The organism is Acidobacteriota bacterium (assembly GCA_039028635.1).
GTDB lineage: Bacteria > Acidobacteriota > Thermoanaerobaculia > Multivoradales > JBCCEF01 > JBCCEF01.
The window spans coordinates 40,557-59,813 of the sequence record JBCCHV010000023.1 but is presented as its reverse complement, the minus strand read 5'-3'; the positions used below and the strand labels follow the sequence as shown (position 1 = coordinate 59,813).

Annotated in this window: 16 protein-coding genes; 3 read left to right on the top strand and 13 right to left on the bottom strand. The window is 67.1% G+C overall.

Annotated features, from left to right (window positions below; genetic code table 11):
- Positions 1-257: 257 nt before the first annotated feature.
- From AAF604_11325 to AAF604_11300, 6 genes are all read right to left on the bottom strand, one after another.
- Positions 258-539 carry a hypothetical protein gene (locus tag AAF604_11325; GenBank protein MEM7050243.1) on the bottom strand — a complete coding sequence of 94 codons (282 nt, stop codon included), beginning with the start codon at positions 537-539 and terminating at the stop codon, positions 258-260.
- A 74-nt stretch (positions 540-613) separates the two neighbouring features.
- Positions 614-1,303: an isoprenylcysteine carboxylmethyltransferase family protein gene (locus AAF604_11320; GenBank protein ID MEM7050242.1), complete on the bottom strand. Its 690-nt coding sequence runs from the start codon at positions 1,301-1,303 to the stop codon at positions 614-616.
- A 152-nt stretch (positions 1,304-1,455) separates the two neighbouring features.
- Positions 1,456-1,752, bottom strand: a complete 297-nt coding sequence (locus tag AAF604_11315) for a hypothetical protein (GenBank protein ID MEM7050241.1) — start codon at positions 1,750-1,752, stop codon at positions 1,456-1,458.
- Between the two features lie 143 nt (positions 1,753-1,895).
- Complete coding sequence (locus tag AAF604_11310) at positions 1,896-4,016, bottom strand: ABC transporter ATP-binding protein (protein ID MEM7050240.1); 2,121 nt, start codon at positions 4,014-4,016, stop codon at positions 1,896-1,898.
- A complete protein-coding gene (locus AAF604_11305; GenBank protein ID MEM7050239.1) occupies positions 4,013-6,691 on the bottom strand; it encodes an ATP-binding cassette domain-containing protein in 2,679 nt (892 codons plus the stop codon). Before AAF604_11305 ends, AAF604_11310 begins: the two co-directional genes overlap by 4 nt.
- Before the next feature lie 37 nt (positions 6,692-6,728).
- Complete coding sequence (locus tag AAF604_11300; protein MEM7050238.1) at positions 6,729-7,865, bottom strand: HlyD family efflux transporter periplasmic adaptor subunit; 1,137 nt, start codon at positions 7,863-7,865, stop codon at positions 6,729-6,731.
- A 486-nt stretch (positions 7,866-8,351) separates the two neighbouring features.
- Here AAF604_11300 and AAF604_11295 point away from each other — a divergent pair, with 486 nt between their 5' ends.
- Both AAF604_11295 and AAF604_11290 read left to right on the top strand, forming a co-directional pair.
- Positions 8,352-9,137, top strand: a complete 786-nt coding sequence (locus AAF604_11295) for a DUF429 domain-containing protein (protein ID MEM7050237.1) — start codon at positions 8,352-8,354, stop codon at positions 9,135-9,137.
- Positions 9,138-9,311: 174 nt separating this feature from the next.
- Positions 9,312-9,770 carry an SRPBCC domain-containing protein gene (locus AAF604_11290; protein ID MEM7050236.1) on the top strand — a complete coding sequence of 153 codons (459 nt, stop codon included), beginning with the start codon at positions 9,312-9,314 and terminating at the stop codon, positions 9,768-9,770.
- 15 nt (positions 9,771-9,785) lie between these two features.
- Here AAF604_11290 and AAF604_11285 read toward each other — a convergent pair whose 3' ends face one another.
- From AAF604_11285 to AAF604_11275, 3 genes are all read right to left on the bottom strand, one after another.
- The gene (locus AAF604_11285) at positions 9,786-10,229 is read right to left on the bottom strand and encodes a hypothetical protein (protein MEM7050235.1); all 444 of its coding nucleotides are present in this window, start codon (positions 10,227-10,229) and stop codon (positions 9,786-9,788) included.
- Positions 10,230-10,243: 14 nt separating this feature from the next.
- Positions 10,244-10,756 carry a hypothetical protein gene (locus AAF604_11280; GenBank protein MEM7050234.1) on the bottom strand — a complete coding sequence of 171 codons (513 nt, stop codon included), beginning with the start codon at positions 10,754-10,756 and terminating at the stop codon, positions 10,244-10,246.
- 287 nt (positions 10,757-11,043) lie between these two features.
- Positions 11,044-12,117, bottom strand: coding sequence for a hypothetical protein (locus AAF604_11275; protein ID MEM7050233.1), 1,074 nt, complete (start codon positions 12,115-12,117; stop codon positions 11,044-11,046).
- A 558-nt stretch (positions 12,118-12,675) separates the two neighbouring features.
- On the opposite strand from AAF604_11275, the gene AAF604_11270 reads away from it, so the two are divergent.
- A complete protein-coding gene (locus tag AAF604_11270) occupies positions 12,676-13,254 on the top strand; it encodes a sigma-70 family RNA polymerase sigma factor (protein ID MEM7050232.1) in 579 nt (192 codons plus the stop codon).
- A 207-nt stretch (positions 13,255-13,461) separates the two neighbouring features.
- Here the strand turns inward: AAF604_11270 and AAF604_11265 are convergent, their stop codons facing one another.
- The 4 genes from AAF604_11265 to AAF604_11250 all read right to left on the bottom strand — a co-directional run bounded on the left by AAF604_11265 (position 13,462) and on the right by AAF604_11250 (position 19,111).
- The gene (locus AAF604_11265; GenBank protein MEM7050231.1) at positions 13,462-16,263 is read right to left on the bottom strand and encodes a serine/threonine-protein kinase; all 2,802 of its coding nucleotides are present in this window, start codon (positions 16,261-16,263) and stop codon (positions 13,462-13,464) included.
- On the bottom strand, positions 16,260-16,820 hold the full coding sequence (locus AAF604_11260; GenBank protein MEM7050230.1) for an ECF-type sigma factor: 561 nt from the start codon (positions 16,818-16,820) through the stop codon (positions 16,260-16,262). Before AAF604_11260 ends, AAF604_11265 begins: the two co-directional genes overlap by 4 nt.
- A gap of 103 nt (positions 16,821-16,923) precedes the next feature.
- Positions 16,924-18,219 carry an ABC transporter permease gene (locus AAF604_11255; GenBank protein MEM7050229.1) on the bottom strand — a complete coding sequence of 432 codons (1,296 nt, stop codon included), beginning with the start codon at positions 18,217-18,219 and terminating at the stop codon, positions 16,924-16,926.
- Positions 18,209-19,111 carry an ATP-binding cassette domain-containing protein gene (locus AAF604_11250; GenBank protein MEM7050228.1) on the bottom strand — a complete coding sequence of 301 codons (903 nt, stop codon included), beginning with the start codon at positions 19,109-19,111 and terminating at the stop codon, positions 18,209-18,211. The genes AAF604_11255 and AAF604_11250 overlap by 11 nt, the downstream gene beginning before the upstream one ends.
- Between the last annotated feature and the right edge of the window lie 146 nt (positions 19,112-19,257).

Sequence of the window (19,257 nt, the reverse complement as noted above, 5' to 3'; positions counted from 1 at the left end):
CGGCGATCTACCGGTGAATCACCGACGGGACGATGGATCACCACCCGCGACACCTACGCGGTAGGCGAAGCAGGCGGCCGAAGGGCCTTCGTCTCGGATGCCAGCGACAACACGCCCAGTCTCGAACCGCGCCACCGGCAACGGTGGCGAGGCGAGCTAGGCGAAGCTCACGGCGATCTGTTCAGAAGGCGTCGTGGGACCGATCGTCGAGAACCCCGATCGTCGGGGGAACTCGAGTCGTCGGAGGGTGGTACGACTCAGGAAGGGGGACCGCGGGGAGAGCCGAGGTCGAGGGTCGTCTCGAGCAGGGGAATGCTCGGCAGAGCTTCCACGGACTGCGCGGCCACCACCAAAGAAATCGCGGTCAGCGGAACCGTGCTGATGGCCTCCGACAGCAGAAGCTGACAAGGAGCACACTCGGCCTCGAACTCCGTTAGATGCTCGTGGCCGTGGAGTCCCACCCAGAGGGAGAAAGCGAGCAGGGCGATCGCCGCGAAGGCGACCAGCCGGCTTTCTCGACCTCTGAGAGTTATCTGCATGATTGCAACTTTATCAATAGATTAGAGGGTTGTCCAGAAAATTCCTTTTCAAAGCGCCTTCGGCGTAGGCGGTTTTACCGTGGGATTCCGACCACGATCAGGAGTGTCAAGATGAACGGGATAAAGCGGCGAGTCTGAGCCGCGTAAGCGTCGTACTCGGCGCCGAAAATCTCGCGCAGCCAGGCTTCTTCCCGACGGATTCGAATCCCGAGCCAGATGCCGTAGACGACCAACGCGATGCCGGCGGCCACCAGGCTGCGCAGAATCAAGACGGCCCCGACGGTCACCATCACGAGACCGACGTACCCCGGGTGTCGCAGGTAGCGGAAGATTCCGTCACGAACCAGAACCGTTGGCGCGGCGGTGACGAACATCGGCGTGTCGACCCGCCGGAAAGCGGCGGCGGCTTGGCGTTGGATCAGAATTCCACCGACCGCGAGAGCGATGCCGAGGACGCTGATGTAGGCGGGGTAGTCGGCCGCCGGACCGGAGGTCCGATCGATCACCGCAATCAACACGATCAGCACCCGCGTCAGCGCCCTGAAGTTGTCCTCCAGCGACATCTCACCCACTTGCTTGTAGCCGGCGGTGGCTCCTCTGGTGAGGATCTCACCCGCGATGATGAGCAAGAAGAAGGCGGTGTCGCTCCAGCTTCTCGTCACCCACCCCAGGCCACCTGCCGCCAGCGTCGGAAGGGCGATATAGCGGAGGATCGAGTAATCGAGCAGCGAGAGTAATGGTCGCCAGTCCCGGGTTTCTTTCATGAGTAGTGCCCTCCTCCTCGAGGTTTTCGTTGGCCCACCAAGGACGGCGCCGCCAGCAGCAGCCAGGCAAAGCACCGACAGTGCCGAGCGCTGCCGCGCCGGCACCACGAGCGACGGACGACGTCGTCAGCCGCTACCAACGGAAAGACGACTCAGGCAGGCGGACCGCGGCAGGGGAGGAGAGTGCGAGCCGCCAGGACAGCGGAGCGGACCGGACAGGGAACAGAATCGCCCACCTCGCGCAAGCTCGGCGCCGCGATCGGCGTCTGCGGCACGGTCCCTTGAACGTGAGCGACGTGGCAAGGCGCGCAGTCCTGGTCGACACCATCCTCGTGCTGATGCTCGACCATGAGGATCCCTTGAGAGCCGAGCAAGAACAGCACAGCGACCACCGCAACCCAGGGCCGTAGCACGGGCGGCAGCGGCGGACGCAGGGCAGGGCTTTTCATGGTCTTTCGAAATAACATTGCAATGTTCGAATAAATGGTAACCACCAGCGAGCTCCCTGACAACCGTTCTGGTCTTTCAGGAAGGTTGGTGGGGACGACCAGAGTCGCAATCGTCGAGCCCGCCGCCCCTCGGGCAGCCCTGTTCAATCGTGGGTGGCGATGAGAAGGGTGTTGGCTCGGCGGCGGGCGCAGCCGAGGGCGGTTTCTAGGCTGGCGGGGTCGAGGGCGGCGAAGCTCTCGTCGAGGAGGACGATGTCGGGCTCTTGGAGCAGCACCCGGGCGAGGTAGACGCGGCTGGCTTCGCCGTGGGAGAGGCGCCAGCCGCTCTCGCCGATGGGCTGCATGAGGCCGGCGGGCATGCGGGTGATGAGCTCACCGAGGCCGAGCTCGTCGCAGATCTCGCCGGCGACGGCGAGATCCTCTGGGCTCGGCGGCCAGTTGCGCCCGAGGAGGAGGTTGAAAGCCAGCGGGGCGGCGAAGAGATGATTGTCGTGGAATTGCGGTGCCGCCGCCACTCGGCGGTGCCAAGCGATGGCGCCCCAAGCGTGCAGATCGGCGCCGCGCAGCAGCATGACCCCCGCCTGCGGCCGCCGCAGGGCCGCCAGCAGGGAGATCAGGGTGGACTTGCCGCTGCCGGAGTCGCCGGAGAGGAGAACGCGATCGCCGGACCGGAGCTCGAGGCCGCAGGCGTCGAGGGTTCGGCGACCACGGCCGGGGTAGCGAAAGTCGATGCCCTGGGCGGTCAGCACCACGGCGTCGGCATCTCGGGTTTCGGCTTCGGCAACGGAGTCGATCTCGGGGGAACCCTCCGGTTCTCGGCGCGTCGCGGCGCCGTAGAGGCTCGCCACCTGACGCCATGCGACGGCGGCCGCGGTCAGGCTCGAAAGGCCACCGGCCACGCCCTGAAGTCCGCGCGCGGCGAGCAGGATTCCTCCCAAGGCGATCGCCACGGAGGCGGCCGAGGTGCCACCGGAGAGGAGCGCCGGTGCCAGGGCGAGCAAGGCGGCGAGGAGCCAGCCGCGGGTGGCGAAGATCTGGATGCGCGGCATCAGTCTGTCGAGGCGCCGCGAGCGCTGCAGATAGCTCTCCAGCTCGGCGTCCTCGGCGTCGTGCCAGTGCTCTCGGGACTCCTGGACCAGTCGGGTCCGCTGGCCGAGCAGGCGTTCGACCAGATGGTCGGTCATGCCGACCCTCTCTTCGGCCCAGCCCCGCCGTTCGAGGTAGAGCCGCCAGCCGGCCACGCCGAGGGCGAAGAGCCAGCCGACGAGCAATAGGGCATGCAATGCACCGCCGGCCCCCAGGGCGAGCACGCCGGCGGCGAGAGCGATCTCGACGATGGCCAGCATCGCGGTGAAGCCGCCACCAAGGGCCAGATCTTCGACCCGCTCGGCCTCCATCACCTTCCCGAGCAGCTCGCCGGCACCTTGGTCGCGGATCTCTTCCGGGTCGAGCCGCAGGGAGCCCGCCAGCAGACGATGTTTGAGCAGAGCACCGGCGCCGAGGGCCGCCGTCCCCTCGGACCACAAAGCCACCGCCTGCAGAGGAATCAAGGTGACGAGAAGAAGGGCCCAGGCAACCAGCCAACCGGGATCGAGACGGCCCTCGAGAACGCCGCGACCGAGCACAGCCCAGGAAGTGATCAACAAGACCCAGGAGGCGGCGTGGGCAATGGCCAGGCGACCGAGGCGGCCGAACAAGCCGGCGCGGCGAAGCTGACTCGAGGTGCGGGCCCCAGGCGGCAAGCGCAGCGACCAGCCCTCGACACAAGGCTCACCGCGGAGGCGCTCGCTGAGCAGGGCGCGGCCGGCGCGAGGCCGGCGTCGGGCCGGAACTCCGGCGCGTTCGAGAAGAGCCTCGACCTCGTGAGCGCCCTCGTCTTCGAGGGGAGCGCGCAAGACGGCGGCCAAGCGCCGCGCCGGCAGTCGGACGATCGAGCCGTCGGCGCTGACCAGACGGACTCGCGCCCCGCCCCCGAGTATCGCCAGCCAGCGGTCGTTCCCGGTCGACCGAAGTAGCAACGGCTCGACGCCGGACAGCAGATGGTCGACATCCCGATAGGAAGCCGAAACCGGCCAGGCCTCGACTCCCGCCCGCTGGGCCGAGGCGGCGATGGCCGCGGGGTTGGTCTCGGTGTTCCCTTCCGCCTCCCCTCCACCCTCGCCGTGGGCCGAGCGGTCGCCGGCCAAACCGGCGGCGCGGGCGAGGGCCGGAATCGCCGCGGTCAAGCGTTCCTCCGGCCAGGCCAGGGCGCCCTCGAGCGTCATCGCTCCGCCTCCACTGGGCTTGCGGAAATACATCCGTCGACGAGATGCAGTCGTCGCCAATCCGGATCGGCCCAGGCAGCGGCTTCTTTCTCGAGCAGGCGTCCGTAGCGGGAGCCGGAATCGACCGCCAGCTTGGCCGGCTCGCCGGCTTCGACAATGCGGCCGCCGTCGAGAATCACCATCTGGTCGAAGTCCCGCACCGAAGCGGCATCGTGGGTGGCGCAGATCAAGGTGGCGCGGGGCCACCATTCGCGAGCGTTCTGGAGTAGGCGGGTGCGCTGCGCGCGGTCGAGACCGCGAAAGGGCTCGTCGAGCAGCACCAGACGGGCCGCCGGCCGTCCGAGGGCGCGACCAAAGCGCACCCGCTGCCCTTCACCGCCGGAGACCAAGCCGCCGCCCTCCCCGAGGCGCGTGGCGAGGCCTTCGGGCAGCTCTTCGAGGACTCCCACCAACTCGGCGGCGGAGAGCAGGTCAGCCAGCGGCGCCGCCCGCGATTCTGCGCCGTAGCGCAAGTTGTCGAGCAGCGGACGATTCCACAACCGCACCCCCGGGTCGACCCAGGCGGTGGCGGCCCGTAGGCGCGCCAGAACCACGGCATCGAGAAGCTCGCCGTCGATTCGAGTTTCGCCTTCGGCGGGCGTTTGCAAACCCAGGAGAAGCCCGAGCAGGGTCGATTTTCCAGCGCCCGACGGACCCAGAACCGCCACCCGGCGACCGGCTCCGATCTCGAGGTCGAGACCTTCGAGAACGGGACCACCCGCCCCCGTCACGGATACGCCGTGCAGCGAGATGGCAACGCCTTGGGATCCTCGTGAGACGGCGTGGACCTCGGCCCCGGTCTCGGACTCGTAGTCCGGCGCTCCGAGGGGCTCCAGCATTCGCACCGCCACGCTGCGATGGGACGGAATCTGCTCGAGGCCGGCGGCGATCTCGCCGCCGAGCTCGGGAAGCTTGAGCGCCCAGTAGGCGAGCAAGAGGGCACCTCCCCCGATTCCGTGGTCCGCGACGTGCAGCCCGACCAGCGCCGCCGCCATCCCGTAACCCACCAACGACTGCACCACCATCGCCGCCAGGGCACCGCGAAGCTGGCTGGTTCCGGCTTCCTGCCAATGCTCCAGAATCTCGTCGTGCTGGCGCCGCACCAGCGGCTCGGCGCCATGGGAGCGAACCGCCAGCAGACCGAGCAGTGCATCGAGCTGGAGGCGAGCCAGGGCCGCGCCGTGATGTCGCATGCGCAGCTCGCGCTCGCCGAGGAAGGGCTGGAGCGCCAGGGGCACGGCAACGGCGAGGACGGCGGCGAGGACCGCCAGGGGAGCGGTTCCGGGGAACAGCCAACCGAGGGCGAGGGCGGTGACGGCCAGCTCGCAGCCGGCGCCGAGAATGCCCAGAACGGCCGCAGGGAACGTGCGCAACCACACGGCGCTGTGGGCCCGTTCGGCGAGATCGGACGGCAACCGGCTGCGAAACCAGCGCTCGCCGAGGCGTGGAATCTTCTCCAGAAAGGCCACTCGCAGGCGCGCTTCGAGGCCGCGACCGAGATCGCGGGCACCAAGGGCGACGGTGAGCTCGAGAAGCGCCAGCGCGGCGGCGAAGGCGAGCAAGACAGCCAGCGCCCCCGGCAGCTGGCCGGTTCCGCCGAGCTGATCTGCGATGCGGAGCAGGCCGTTGAGCAGCAGAGCCTCGCAGGCGGCGAGGAGGGAAGCCACCGCCGCGGCCGCACCCAGCGCCATCAGGCTGCGTCGTCCGCCCTGGCGCAGGAATCCGAGCAGCCGCCGCATCGGCCCCGGCTCGCTTCTTGGCGCCACCGAGTCGCCGAGCCGAGGACCGACTCCGGGTAGTGAAGGAATCGTCGGCGAGTCGGCCGTCTGCCTCCGGCCGAGAGCCCGCACCAGGACGGCACCGCGCAGCGTCAGAGCGGTCGCGGACGCCGGCGATTCGGTCACTGTCGCCGGCCGGACCGACCAAAAGCGCGCAGGAACGATCTTCTCCGGCCGGTCGGCGGCGGCCGCCTCGACCGCCAGGCGTTCCACCAGACGGGTCGCCTCCGGGCCGCGCCGGATGGCGCCGGCCGAGCTCAGGCTGTCGCACAGGCGAGTCGCCGCATCCAGGGCCGCCAGGCCGAGCCAGCCCGGAACCGCCCGAGCCGACTCTTGAATCCTGTCGGCGGCGGCTTCCGCGCCCAGGCGGCTCAACCGTGAGCGCACGATCGCCGTCGCCTCGGGCCCTTCCGACCACTGCCGCCAGTCGGCCGCCGCCACTTCGTGCTGGTGAACGTAGACGTCGTCGAGAAAACGGCGGGCCGACGGCCAGCGGCGGCCGGTCGCTGGGTCCATCACTTGGAGGCGCGAGCCGTGGCGCCGCCAAAGGACGACGAAGTGAGTGACTCCTCCGGCGAGCACGACCACCACCGCCGGTAGGGCCTGGGCCGAAGGGATCAGCAGGTCTTCGGCCGGCACCATGACCTGCTCCGCCTCCAGTCCGGAGGCCGTCGCAAGCTCTTCGATGGCCGCGATGGAAGTGCCGTCGATGCCGGTCTGACAGGCCTCCCGCAGGCGCCCGTAGGCGGCCTCGATTCCGAAGCCGGCAAGCAGCGAGCAGAGAACCGCGGGACCGCAGTCCATCGCCGAAGACTGCACCGTTTCCGGAATCAGAAAACGACGCTTCGGCGCATTCATCGTTCTCGTCATCCCGCGGCCCCGAGGAGCTCCCGCTTCAGCCGCCGCTGGGCACCGGCCGGTCGAGGGTTCCGCCGGCGGCGCGCAGCACCCAGCGCGCCGGAGTCACCGTCTCGACGGCGACCTCGGCCGTCGCGGTCAGACCGTGTCGCGGCGAAACGCCACGGGGGGGCGACGGCGCGAGAGCCAGCTCGGCGCGCAGTCGGCCATCGTTCGGCTCGTCGGCAACCCGCTCGACGGTGGCTTCGACGGCACCGAAGTCGGTCCAGGGATAGGCGTCGAGGCGCAGCCAGGCGGACTGCCCCGGAGCGAGCCGACCGAGCGCTGAGGGCGGAAACCAGGCGACGGCGCGGATCGCTCCGTCGGGCAGCACGTCGGCCAGCCGCTCGCCGGTCGCCACCACCGCTCCGACCTGCACCTCGGCAAGGCGCGCCACTCGCCCAGCGACGGGAGCCACCACTCTCCGCTCGGCGATCTCATGCTGCAAATGCTCGAGGTGGGCAGCCAGCTCCGCGGCCTCCCCCTGCACCGTGACCCGCTCATGCTCGAGGTGGGCGGCACGGGCTTCGAGCTCCGTCTGCTGGCCGCGGATCGAGGTCTGGAGGGCTTCGAGATCGGCGCTTTCGGCTTCGGAGCGAGCGCGGCTCTTCTCGACCTCGCCGCGGTAGCGCTGCCGATCGAGGTCGGACAACAGGCCCTCTTCGTGCAGCCGTCGAGCCCGCTGATGCTCCGATTCCGCCACCCGCCCGACGATCGTTTCGACCTCTTGCTGCAAGCCCGCGGCCCGCAGCCGTTCTTGACCGGCGGCGCGCTCGAGATCCAAGAGTCTCGCCACCAGATCGGACTCCTCCGCGATCGAGGCGAGCTGGCGCTCGAGCGCCTCGAGACGGGTCTTGGCCTCGGTGAGCTCGAACTCGGCGTCTTCCGCTTCGAGATCGAACAGCGGGTCGCCGGCGGCAACCGCCTCACCGAGACGAGCGTGGACCGCCACGATCCGGCCACCGAGGGGAGCGTCGACGGGATGGACTTCGGCGGCGCTCTCGAGGCGAGCTTCGGTGGCGACCTCGTACACCCGGATCTCGCCGCAGGCGAACCAGCCGCCCCAGGCGAGCAGGAAGAAGGTGACGATTCCGAGACGCGGCAGCCAGCGCCGGAGATCGTCACCGGCGATCAAGGAGGTGGATCTGGAAAAAGGGAAGGATTTGGGGTCGGGTAAGGACACGACGACTCACCCGTTCCGGGAACAGGTCTTCCAGGTGGCGGCCCGGCGCCGGCTGCGACCAGCCGCCGGCACCACAGCGCGCCGCGAGCTCAGCCAGCCGGGTTTAGCCGGTGTGACGGCCCTGATAGCTGGTCTTGTGGCCCTTCCTACCGGTTGCGCCGCAACCGCAGGTCGGAGCGAGACCCGCCTTGACGTTGGTCTTCACCTTCATGAGTGTCCTCCTTTCCGGCCGGACGCCAATGGACCCCGGTCCGGCGGTGATCACAATCGGTGTGATCGAAAATCTGAAAAAACGAGCACTTAAGGCTACGCCCGTTCGATCGGTAGGTCAAGGAAGCAGCCCCGGCCGGCCGGTTCCGCCCGGCGGCAGCAGCGGCCAGCGGCTCGAAGCAACGGTGCCACCGAGGACCGATAGGATCCTGCCCCGAAGGAGACCGAATGAGCTCGATGCGATCACACACCGGCCCGGTGGCGCTGTTGGGAATCGACTGTGCCGTCAGCCGCACCAATCTCGGCGCGGCGGTGGGCGTGTTCACCCAGGGACGGCTGCGGTGCTCGGGTTTCGTCGAGCCGGTGCCGTCGGCGATGGCGGCGTGGCTGCGTGAGCAGCGCGCCGCGGGCCGACCGGTGCTGGTCGCCCTCGACGCTCCCCTGGGCTGGCCGGAAGACCTCGGCGCCTCGCTGGCGTCGCACTCGGCCGGCGAGGAGTTGCCGGGGGAGCGCAACCTGCTGTTCCGACGCGAGACGGATCGCTGGGTGAGGGCCCGGATCGGCAAGCAATCGCTGGACGTCGGGGCCGATCGCATCGCCCGCACGGCCCATGCCTCCCTCGAGCTGCTGACCGCCCTGCGGCAAGAAGCGGACGAAGCCCTGCCTATGATCTGGAGCCCCGAGGCGCTCTCGACCGGCGGCAGTATCGAGGTCTATCCCGCCGCAACGCTGCGGGCTTGGAGCTTTCCGAACGCCGGCTACAAGGGAGCTTCTGAAGTCGGCCGGAGCAAACGACGGGAAATCCTCGCCTGCATGACCGGCGCGGGGGTCGACGTGCCCGAGGCGCTACGCCAGGAAGCGCTGGCGAGCGATCATCGGCTCGATGCTCTGATCTGCCTGCTCGCCGGCCACGACTTCCTGGCCGGCCTCTGCTCGCCTCCGGAGAACCTTCCCCAGGCGCAGAAGGAGGGATGGATGTGGGTGCGCGAGCCGACATCCTCCAACGTGCCATGAATCGATCCGGCGGGCCCGCGAATCGCTGAGCGGTCGGTTCGTCGAACGGCGAGCCGGCTGTTCTAAGCTGTCACCTCAACAATTCTCGCGCAGCACCTAGTGGGTTCTCGCTCTTGCGTGGCCGACCCTGCTGGGCTTCCGCCCGATGCATCGAACCAACTTCCGAGGGACCCCATGAAGACCCGAGAGCATTGCCACTCTGAGAGTTTCGCGACCTCCCCCAAGAAGCTGTTCCAGCTCTTGCACACTCCGAGCGCCATCTGCGAATGGTGGGGCGCAGCGCAAGCGATCGTCATGCCTGAAACGGAGGGCCTGTGGGTCGCGATTTGGGGCGCATCCCAGGACAAGCCGGACTACACCACGGCCGCCGACATTCGAGTCTTCGAGCCTCCCCGCCGCATGGAGCTGGAGAACTACCGTTATCGCGCCAAGGAAGGGAACCTGCCGTTCGAGGCGGAGTTCATCACTCGCTTCGAAGTCGAGCCCGAGGCGGACGGCGCCCGTCTGACGGTCACCCAAGAGGGCTTTCCGGCTGGCCCCGAGGCGGACGAGTACTTCGCCGCCTGCGAGCGGGGTTGGAGCGAAACCTTTGAAGGGATCCGCCGCTACCTGGGCTCGGCCAGCGTGGACTGAGCCGAACCGGCAGAGCTAGCGGTTGGCGAGCTTGACGTCGACGAGGCGGAAGGTGAGCCGGGGCCCCATCTTTTCGGACAGCTTCGGGGGCATGAGGGCGGCATCGCCCTTGGCGAGCTCGAGATCCTCGATCCACTTGCCGGGCACCCGGTTGGCGTCGCGCGGATCGTCGAGGGAATAGAGAGCAAGGCGGATGGCGTCGCCGCGCAGGCTGATGTTCTCCGGCTTGAAGCCCACCGCGCCCTCGGTGCCATGGATGTAGGCAGAGCCCATGCGCTCTTCGTCGACGGTGACGTAGCCGACCATGTCGCCGTCGATGACCACCTCGAGGGTCACCTCATCGAGCGCCGCCTTGTCGATGATGTCGTGGGTCGCCGATTCGCTGCCGGCCGACACCGTCAAAGAGGCAACTGCGACCACGAGGAGAACAAAGACGAGCGAAAGGGACTTGGTCTGCATGGGACGGGATCTCCTCACCGAACGTCGCAGGAACCGCACGACGTATCGACGGATCCTCCACACAACATATTATCGCCACAAGAAATACAGCAATTCCGAGGGCGAAAATCAGAATCATCAGGTCCGGGAACTGCAACCAGCCGAGCCCCCTCGAGGGCGATCAGACCGCCAGCACCTGGGATGGCTTGGGACTTTCCGGGCTGTGCCGACACCACGCCGAGGAGGTTGGGCTGGCGTGAGCCGGCCAGCTCGAGAACCTCGTAGACCTCGACGTTCATGACGGGCTTGCTGTCGGGAGATGCTCGAAGCAGGGTGGGCACCAGCTCGAGGGTTGGACCGCCATAGCGCTCATAGCGAGCCGGTGAACCCACCGGCACACGCACCACGAACTCTTCCAGTCCGCGCTCTCCGCCAACACTGAGCCGGAGCTCGGCTTGTTGATGAGTCTCATGGGCGACCTCGGCCGCCATCGGCGAGCCGACCAGAGCGACCCCCGCAATGGCCAAGGCCAGAGCATAGTGCTTCATAGAACTTCCCTCTCTTCGTCATGCTCCCCGCCCAAAGAGGGTACAAATTTCTGCACCGAGAAAAAGTCACAGCAAGAGACGCCGGCGAGGACGCCCCCGTGAAGCTTGGTACCTGATTGGTGCCGCTTCCGCTATGGGCGTAACAGCTAAGACCACAAAAACGCCGAAATTTTAGTAACCAAAGCCTAAGCTGTCAAGCTTACAAGACCTTTCGACAAAGCAACACTCCGGAAGCACGCGGGGTGCAACGAGGATCTGCGGGTTCCGACCGATCGGTTGGCTTTCGATCACGGATCGATGACGGGAGTGACGGAGGTTACCTTGACCTGTAACTGGCCATCGCCATCGGGGGCCCGAAAGGAAGCCGGACGGTCGCCGACAGCGGTGGTCTTGCCGGCCTTGATGACACGACGGATGGCGTCGTTCTCAGGATGGTGGATGGTCAAGACTTCGAAGGTCACTCGGATCTCCCCGGCCTCCGTGGTCGTCGCTTCGACGCGGGGCTTGAGACCGAGGGCGATGTCCTGCTCGGCGTCGTGCAGGGTGAAGATCGCCCCTTCCTCGACCTCACCAGGAACCGACCACTCAGGCCGCACTCCAGGAGCGGTCACCGGGAGCACCTCGAGCGCCACTCGATAGCGCGCCGCGACCGTGTCCCCAGCGACCCGCCGTGAGGCGCCGACACCGTTGAGATCACGTTGAACTCCGTGGCAGAGAAACATCGGCACCTGCCGAGGGGCACTGTCCGGGACGAACCCGTAAAAGCGGAGATCGTCGGCGTAGACCGGCCCGGCAAAGGCCTTTCCCTCGCTCCAGGCAAGGATCGAAACCTCGATCAGCTCGAGCTCTTCCTCGGAGCAGACACCGGTCCACTCAAAGGCCGATGGCAGAGTCAGTCGGAGAGGGGTCCAACGATCCGCCTCGAGGGCAACGTGCTCGCTGGCCACCCGCAACTCCTTGCCGTACTTGTCCCGCAGAATTCCCTCGAGGAAGACTTTGAGCGTGGCCCCTCGGTTCCCGCGGGTCCTCGGCATGCCCACGCTCACCGTCACGATACGCGCATCGCCGGGTGGACTGGGATGTCGAATGCCCTGGTAGGGCGGCTGCTCGGAGGCATCACCGCTCCAGTTCTCGAGTCGCAAGAACATCTCCAGGGAACCGTCCTCTCCCGGACGGCTCTTGCCCCCGAGGCTCCCCTCCGGAACGTCGATCAAGAGATCCTCGAGCTGGTTCCTCGGCAGCCAGGGGTCCACGACTCCGGAGCCCGAAACACTGCTGACCGGATAATCTTTGATTAGCTGGAGCCCGCCTGGCTGACCGGCGGTTTGCTCGGCGAGCCAGCGGTCCTTCCAAAATTCCACGGACCAATCGAAAAAGATCCCAGCTCCAAAAGCGAGCAGCACGATCGCGACGATCCACGGCCAAAGACGTCGGCGGCGCGAAAGGCTGTCGGCTCTCGAGCCAAACTTGACGCTGGCGGCGCCAATCAGAGCGGCAACCACCGTTGCCAAGCCTTGGATCAAGGGAGAAGCCAACCACTCAGGCATAGAAACCTCCTATCTCGAGGCGATCAACCCGGGGGAGTGACTAGGGTGTGGATGGATCTCGACGCCAAACAGCGGCGTGCCCGAGAGGCCTCCCCAAGACAACCAACCAAACGCGGTGAGAACCGCTGAAATTTCGAAGTGTTGCGACTCTTCCTGGAGTCTACCCCACGGCTCCGGTCCCCCCGGGGCGATGGTTTGCGTCCTTTTTCGGCCACTTCCGACTACCAGAGGGAAGCCATTCACGAAGGAGAAACCATGGCCATCGCTTCGACCCGCTATAGCATTCCTCTCGACCACCGGAGTCCCGACGAGCCCAGACGGACGCCACCGAACGGGCCGCCGAGTCCCACCAAGAAGCCACACCCTGTCGCCATGAGCGCCGATCCCGATCACCCGAGCTGGCACCGCTTCCTGAAGGGGCTTCGGGCTTTCGTGGCGCGTCGAGTGCCTGAGCAGGACGCCGACGACGTGGTGCAGGAGGTTCTGCTGCGCCTGCATCAGGGAGCCGCCGGCCTGCGCGACGCAAAGCGCGCCGAGGCCTGGGTCTTCACCATCGCGCGACGCACCATCGCCGACTTCTACCGCGCCCGCCGACCGACGAGCGAGGAGGAGGTCGATCAGCTCGCAGCGAGCCTGCCGGACGAGCCGGGATCCTTCGCCACCTTCCCGGGAGACCACAGCGTCCACGAGGAGGTGCTGAGCTGGTTGCGGCCGATGGCCGAGGAGCTGCCCGAGAAGTATCGCCAGGCGCTGATCCTGGCCGATTTCGAAGGCCTCAAGCAACGCGAAGTCGCCACCCGGCTGGGCCTTTCCTTGTCGGGGGCCAAGTCCCGCGTCCAGCGCGCCCGGACGATGCTCGCCGGCGCCCTCGAGGCCTGTTGTGAGGTCGAGCTCGGTCCCGATGGTCGCGCCGTCGATTTCTTGCGGCGCGACTGTGCCTGCGACTGTTAGCAGGCTGCTGAAAAAGTCCGCTTCGCGACTTTTCCAGCGCTGCTAGCTGTTTTTTCCGAGAGGGGCTGCGCGCCCCTGACTACGCGTCCCGGGCTGAGCGCCCCTCTCCGGCCCAAGAAGCGCGGTTCTTGGGCCTCCTCTCCCGTCGCGGCGGCTGAGCCCTTCTGGGCTCGGTCGCAGGTTGCCGATGAGTTTTTCAGCAACCTGCTAGGGCGCTCCCGAGAGTCGCGCCAGGGACGCCTCCGCCTCCTGCAGGTCTCGATGCCCCGGCGGCAGCAGAACGGTTCGCAGCTCGACCGCCTGGCGCAGGAGCGACTCCGCATCGGCAGGCCGGCTCACGGCCAAGAGCTCGCCCAGGGCAAAGACAGCGTCGGCGTTCGCAACGCTCGCAGGAGCCGCATCCAAGAGCACCAGGGAGCTTCGCAAGAGCTCCTCGGCCTCGGCGAGCCGCCCCTGTTCCCTGGCCATGATTCCGAGATAGGAAAGCACTCGGCCGACCGTGTCATCCTCACCGATCGCCCGGCGGCGCTCGATCACCGACCGCCAGATCCTCTCGGCCTCGGCGTACTCGCCGTTGCGCCATTTCCACCAAGCGAAGTTGCTCTCGTCCCGAAGGGTGGTTCTGTTCTCGGGCCCCAGCTCCTCTCGGCTCGACGCCAGCAACTCCTCGAAGATCGGCCCCGCCGCCGCGACATCGCCGGCTTCCGTTCGCGCAATGGCATAGGACAACAAGAGGATGCTGCGTTGCCTCGGGGTCGCCTCGGCCAGCTGCAGTTCGGCCAACTGTGCCTCGGCGAATCGAATGGCGTGATTCTGACGATCGCTGACGCGGTAGAACATCATCAGAGAGCGAAAGGCACTCAGCGTCCGCGGATGGAGGAGGCCATAGTGCTGCTTCCACCGCTCGAAGGAGCTTTCCAAAAGTTGCTGGGCTTCGGACCACCCCCCCAGACGTTGCTCGACGAAGGCTCGGTTGTAGCGGCTGGCGATCGTCTGCGGATGGTCGCCACCATGCAGTTCGGTGTAAATCCGCTGGGCCTCGATCAGATGCTCGCGAGCTTCCTCCCAACGTCCGGCAGTACGCAACATGACGCCGAGGTTGTTGTGGGATTCCCCGAGGGAGCTGGGATCGAACGGTTCGCGAGTGCGAAGATCCAGCGCGCGGCGGTGGGCCGCCTCGGCCTCGGCAGACCGGTTGGTCGCCCAATAGAGGTTGCCGAGATGGCTGAGGGCCTGGGCGAGCTCCAGGATCGGCGGTGAATCGAGGGACTCCCACTGCTCGAGGGACTGACGGAGAACCTCCTCCGCTTCCTCGGTACTCCCGGTTCGGCGCAACACCACGCCGAGGGCGCTCATCACCCGGGCACGCTCCTGGATCTCTTGCTCGGAGTCTCCCGGCAGCAGCTCGAGGCCTTCGCGCAAGCAGGCTTCGGCTCGGTCGAGAAGGGCCAGAGAGGTGTAGATCTGGCCGATGCGGCGGAGAAACCGCGCCCGCGTGACGGGCTGAGTGGCAAGGTCGACCCGCAGGGTCTCGACTCCTTGCTCGAGAAGGTCCAGCACCGTCGCCGCCGAGCCGCGCTGTTCCGGATCGGCGATACGGAACAGGTTGACCAGAAAGTCGCTCAGCTCTTCGGCGTCTTGCAGCGCCGCTTGGGCGCGCGCCGCCTCCTGCTGCGCTCGCGCCGCCTCGGCGTTGGCCCGCCGAGCCTCGAAGGTTCGAGCGACGAAACCCACCACCAGAGCAAGGGCCAGGAGGGTGACCGCCAGGGCCCCCTTCCAGCGCCGCCGCAGGAAGCGCAAGGTGACATAGGGCAGGGACGGCGCGCGCGCCTCCACCGGCTCGCGCCGCAGAAAGCGGCCGAGGTCCGCCGCGAAATCCGCCGGCGAGCCGTAGCGGCGACCGGGGTTGCGCTCGATGGCCTTGAGAATGATCGCGTTGAGATCGCCGCCGAGCTGGCGCCGCAGCATCGATCGCGAGCTACGGCGCTGCCGGACCACCTCCTCTTGCTCTTCCGAGGACAGCCGCTCGAAGCGTCGCAGCAGGGTCGGGGGATCGTTGTCGCGCAGGTGCTCGACGTAGGTCCAGAGGGTTTTCTGGGCCAGATCGAAGGGCAGAAAACCGGACACCAGGCGGTAGAGAACCAGCCCCAGAGAGTAGACGTCACTGCGCGTATCGAGATCGCCGCCGGCTTCGATGGTGAGGGCCTCCGGGCTCATGAAGGCCGGCGAGCCGGCGAGGCCGAGCTGGGTGAAGCGGGTCTCGTCGAGCAGAGGCTCGTCGAAGGCACGGGCGATGCCGAAGTCGATGATCTTGGCGACGGGCTCACCATCGACCTCCGTCACCAGCATGTTGGCGGGCTTGAGATCGCAGTGCAGGACGCCCTTCTCGTGGGCGTGACGAACGCCGGCGCAGGCTCCCTGGAAGAGCCGCAACCGAGCTTCGACGGGCAGCCGATGGCGGTCGCACCAGGCGGTGATCGGCTCGCCGTCGATCCACTCCATGGCGACATAGGGCACGCGACCCATCTGGGGATCGTCGAGGGTACCGGCTTCGTAGAGGGCGGCAATGTTGGGGTGGCTCAAGCGCGCCAGGGCCTGGCATTCGGCGACGAAGCGCTTGCGGCGACCCTCGGTGCGCAGACCGTGGACGACCTTGAGGGCGAGACGGCGCCGATAGGGCTCGTCCTGCTCCGCCAGCAGCACCGTTCCCATGCCACCTTCCCCCAACAGGCGCAGAATGCGGAAAGGACCGATGCGCTCGGTGAGGCCCCGGCGCAGCTTCTCCTGCGGCGACTGGCGGCGGATCGCTCCGCCCTCGAAGATGGTCTCTTCGAGGAACCCGTCCACAAGGGCCTCTTCCTCGGCCAGCAGCGAGCGCACCTCGGCCGCCAGCTCCGGGTCTCCGGCGCAGCGCGCGAGCAGAAAGGTCTCGCGGTCCGCGGACTCGAGGGCGAGAACCTCTTCGACCAGGTCACAGATCTGTTGATGCCGTTCGGCGGCGTCCGTCAAGAGCGCATCTCACGCCGCAGCCAGAGCTTGGCGGCCCGCATGTCGCGGGCCACGGTGGCGCGCGACAGCTCGAGCACTTTGGCCACCTCGGGCTCGGTCAGGCCGGCGAAGTACTTGAGCTCGACGATGCGGGCTTGACGCTCATTGAGCTTCGCCAGGGCATCGAGGGCACGATCGAGGGCGAGCATCTCCGAGGCCGTCGAGGTCGCCACCTGGCGGGCCGACTCGAGGTTCACCTGCAGGTCCGGGGGAATCCGCTTCTGGGCCGAGCGGCGGCGAGCGTGCTCCACCAGCACTCGGCGCATGGCGATGGCGGCGGTCGAGAACAATTTCCGCCGATCGCTGAGGGTTTCCTGGTTCCAGCCGAACAGACGCAGGTAGGCCTCGTGAACCAGCTCCGTCGTTTTCAGGGTGTGATGGGAGCGCTCACCGCGTAGCAGGAATGACGCCAGCCGGCGCATCTCGTCGTAGACCTTGGGTAAAGCTTCGTCCAAGACCTCGAGCGAGGTCTCCGGATCCTCCAGGAGACGAACGACTTGACGGCGATCGAGGCTCATGCCCCTCCAAATCCAAAGGAGTCCGGTCTTAATTCCGGATAAAAGGAGAGGCTATCAGCAGAGATCGAAAGCCCGCCTCCGTCTCGGAGGCGGGCCGGTGACATCAGGCGTAGCGCACCCAGCGCCAGATCTCGGCGAGGGTGGGCTTCTTGCCGTGCATCAGGATGCCGACGCGATAGATCCGCCCGCACAGCCAGGTCATGAAGACGACGAAGGCGGTGGTCAACACCAGCGACAGTCCGACCTGCCAGAAGGGCGGCATCTTGACCGCGATCCGCACCGGCATGAGAAGCGGTGAAAACACCGGGATCAGAGAGCTCACCACCGCCAGGGCTCCGTCGGGGTCGTTGATCACCGGAAAGATGACCAGGAAGGGCATGATGATGAACATCATCGGCACCGCCGCCAGGTGCTGGGCCTCCTGCAGGTTGTTGAAAGCCGAGCCGACGGCGGCATAAAGGGACGAATAGACGAAGAAGCCGAGGATGAAGAAGAGCACGAAGTAGAGCGCCACCGCCGGCGTCAGCACCGGGATCGAGAAGTCTTCCGGCAGGAAGGCGAGGGAGGCGACGATGCCCGGCGCCGTGGCGACCATCATGGTGCCCAGCCAGACGCTCAGCTGAGTCAGGCCGGCGAGGGCGATACCGACCAGCTTGCCCATCATGAGCTGCTGTGGCCGGGCCGTCGAAACGATCACCTCGACGATCCGCGAGCTCTTCTCCTCGAGCACCCCGGTCAGCACCTGTTGGCCCCACAGCAGGAAGATGATGTAGAGCAGGAAGAACATGCCGTAGGCGAGGAAGAATCCGGACTCCCCGGCCTCTTCGCGGCTGCCCTCTTCGGTGACCCGCAGGGTCTGGAGCTCGACGCCGCGGATCAGGTCGCCGACCTGGTTGGGATCGAGGCCGGCATCGGCCAGGCGCATCTCGCGCACGGCGCTCTCGATGGCGTTTTCGATCACCCCTTGGGTGAGCAGGTTGGAGACACTCTCGGCGTGGTACTCGACGGCATCGTCGGCGAGGCTCTCCTCGCTCACCCACACCCAGGCGTCGATCTCCTCCGCCAGCACCCGGCGGTCGAGGTCGGCACGCTGGCCGTCGCGATCGGCGGCGATCGCTTCGGTGGTGAGCGAGATCTCGGCCTGCTCATCGCCGCGGCGATCGGCCCGCCGGCTCAGGTAGTCGACCACCGAGTCGGCGATACGTCCGGTCTCGTCCACCATCACCACCTGCTGACCGCTGGTGGTGCGCGACAGGATGAGGCCCGGAATGACGAACATGGCGGCCATGAAGACCGGCAGGATCAAGGTGCCGATCCAGAAGCCCTTCGATTTGACGCGCGACAGGTACTCCCGCTTGGCGAGCACCCAGACCTTGCTCGGCCCCCGATCACGCCGCATCGCGCACCGCCTGGACGAAGATGTCCGCCAGCTCCGGCTCTTCACTGCGGAACTCGTGAACCGTGAGGAACTCCATCAGTCGCGGCAGGACGTCGGAGCCCCGGGCCTCCGCTGCCAGCAGCATCCGCGCCTCGCCGGCCACCACCACCGAGGTCACGACCTCCGGGAGATCGGAGATGCGCGCCAGATCGCCATCGGCCCGCAGGCGATAGGCATTGCCGCCGCGCTCCCGCTTGAGGGTCGCCAGCTCGCCGCTGAGCACCGCCCGGCCGTGCGAGATCAGGCAGATGTGATCGCAGAGCTTCTCGGCCTGTTCCATGACGTGGGTCGAGAAAACGATGGTGCGGCCCTCGGTCTTGTACTCTGCCAGCAGATCCTTGAACAACTCCTGGTTGATCGGATCGAGGCCGGAGAAGGGCTCGTCGAGAATCACCAATGCGGGCTCGTGGAGCAGCGTGCCGGCGATCTGCACTTTTTGCTGCATGCCCTTGGAAAGCTCTTCGACCTTCTTCTTGCCCCACTCGGCGAGCTCGAGACGCTCGAGCCAGATCTCACCGCGCTTCAGCCCGTCGGCGCGCCGCAGCCCGTTGAGCTCGCCGAGGAAGGCGAGGTGATCGAGCACCGTCATCTTGCGATAGAGGCCGCGCTCCTCCGGCAGGTAACCGATCCGGTTGAGATCGGTTCGACCGCGGGCTCGGCCCTCGAGCAAGATCTCGCCCCGGTCCGGCGCGATGATGTCCATGATCATGCGAATGGTGGTGGTCTTGCCGGCTCCGTTCGGCCCGAGGAGACCAAAGATGGTCCCCGCCGGCACCGCGAGCGAAACCGAGTCCACCGCGACCACGTCGCGGTAAGTCTTGCGCAGCTGGCGCAGCTCCAACGTCGGAGTCATCGAGCTCTCCAGGTCATTGGTGGGAATTCGGGAGAGGGCGGCGCCTTGCCCCCCTGGGCACTCTATACGAGCCTCGGGAGAGAAGGATTCCGTCTCCCGCGGGGCCTATGTGGTAAACCTTAGGCGCTGTCCGGTTCGTATCCGCC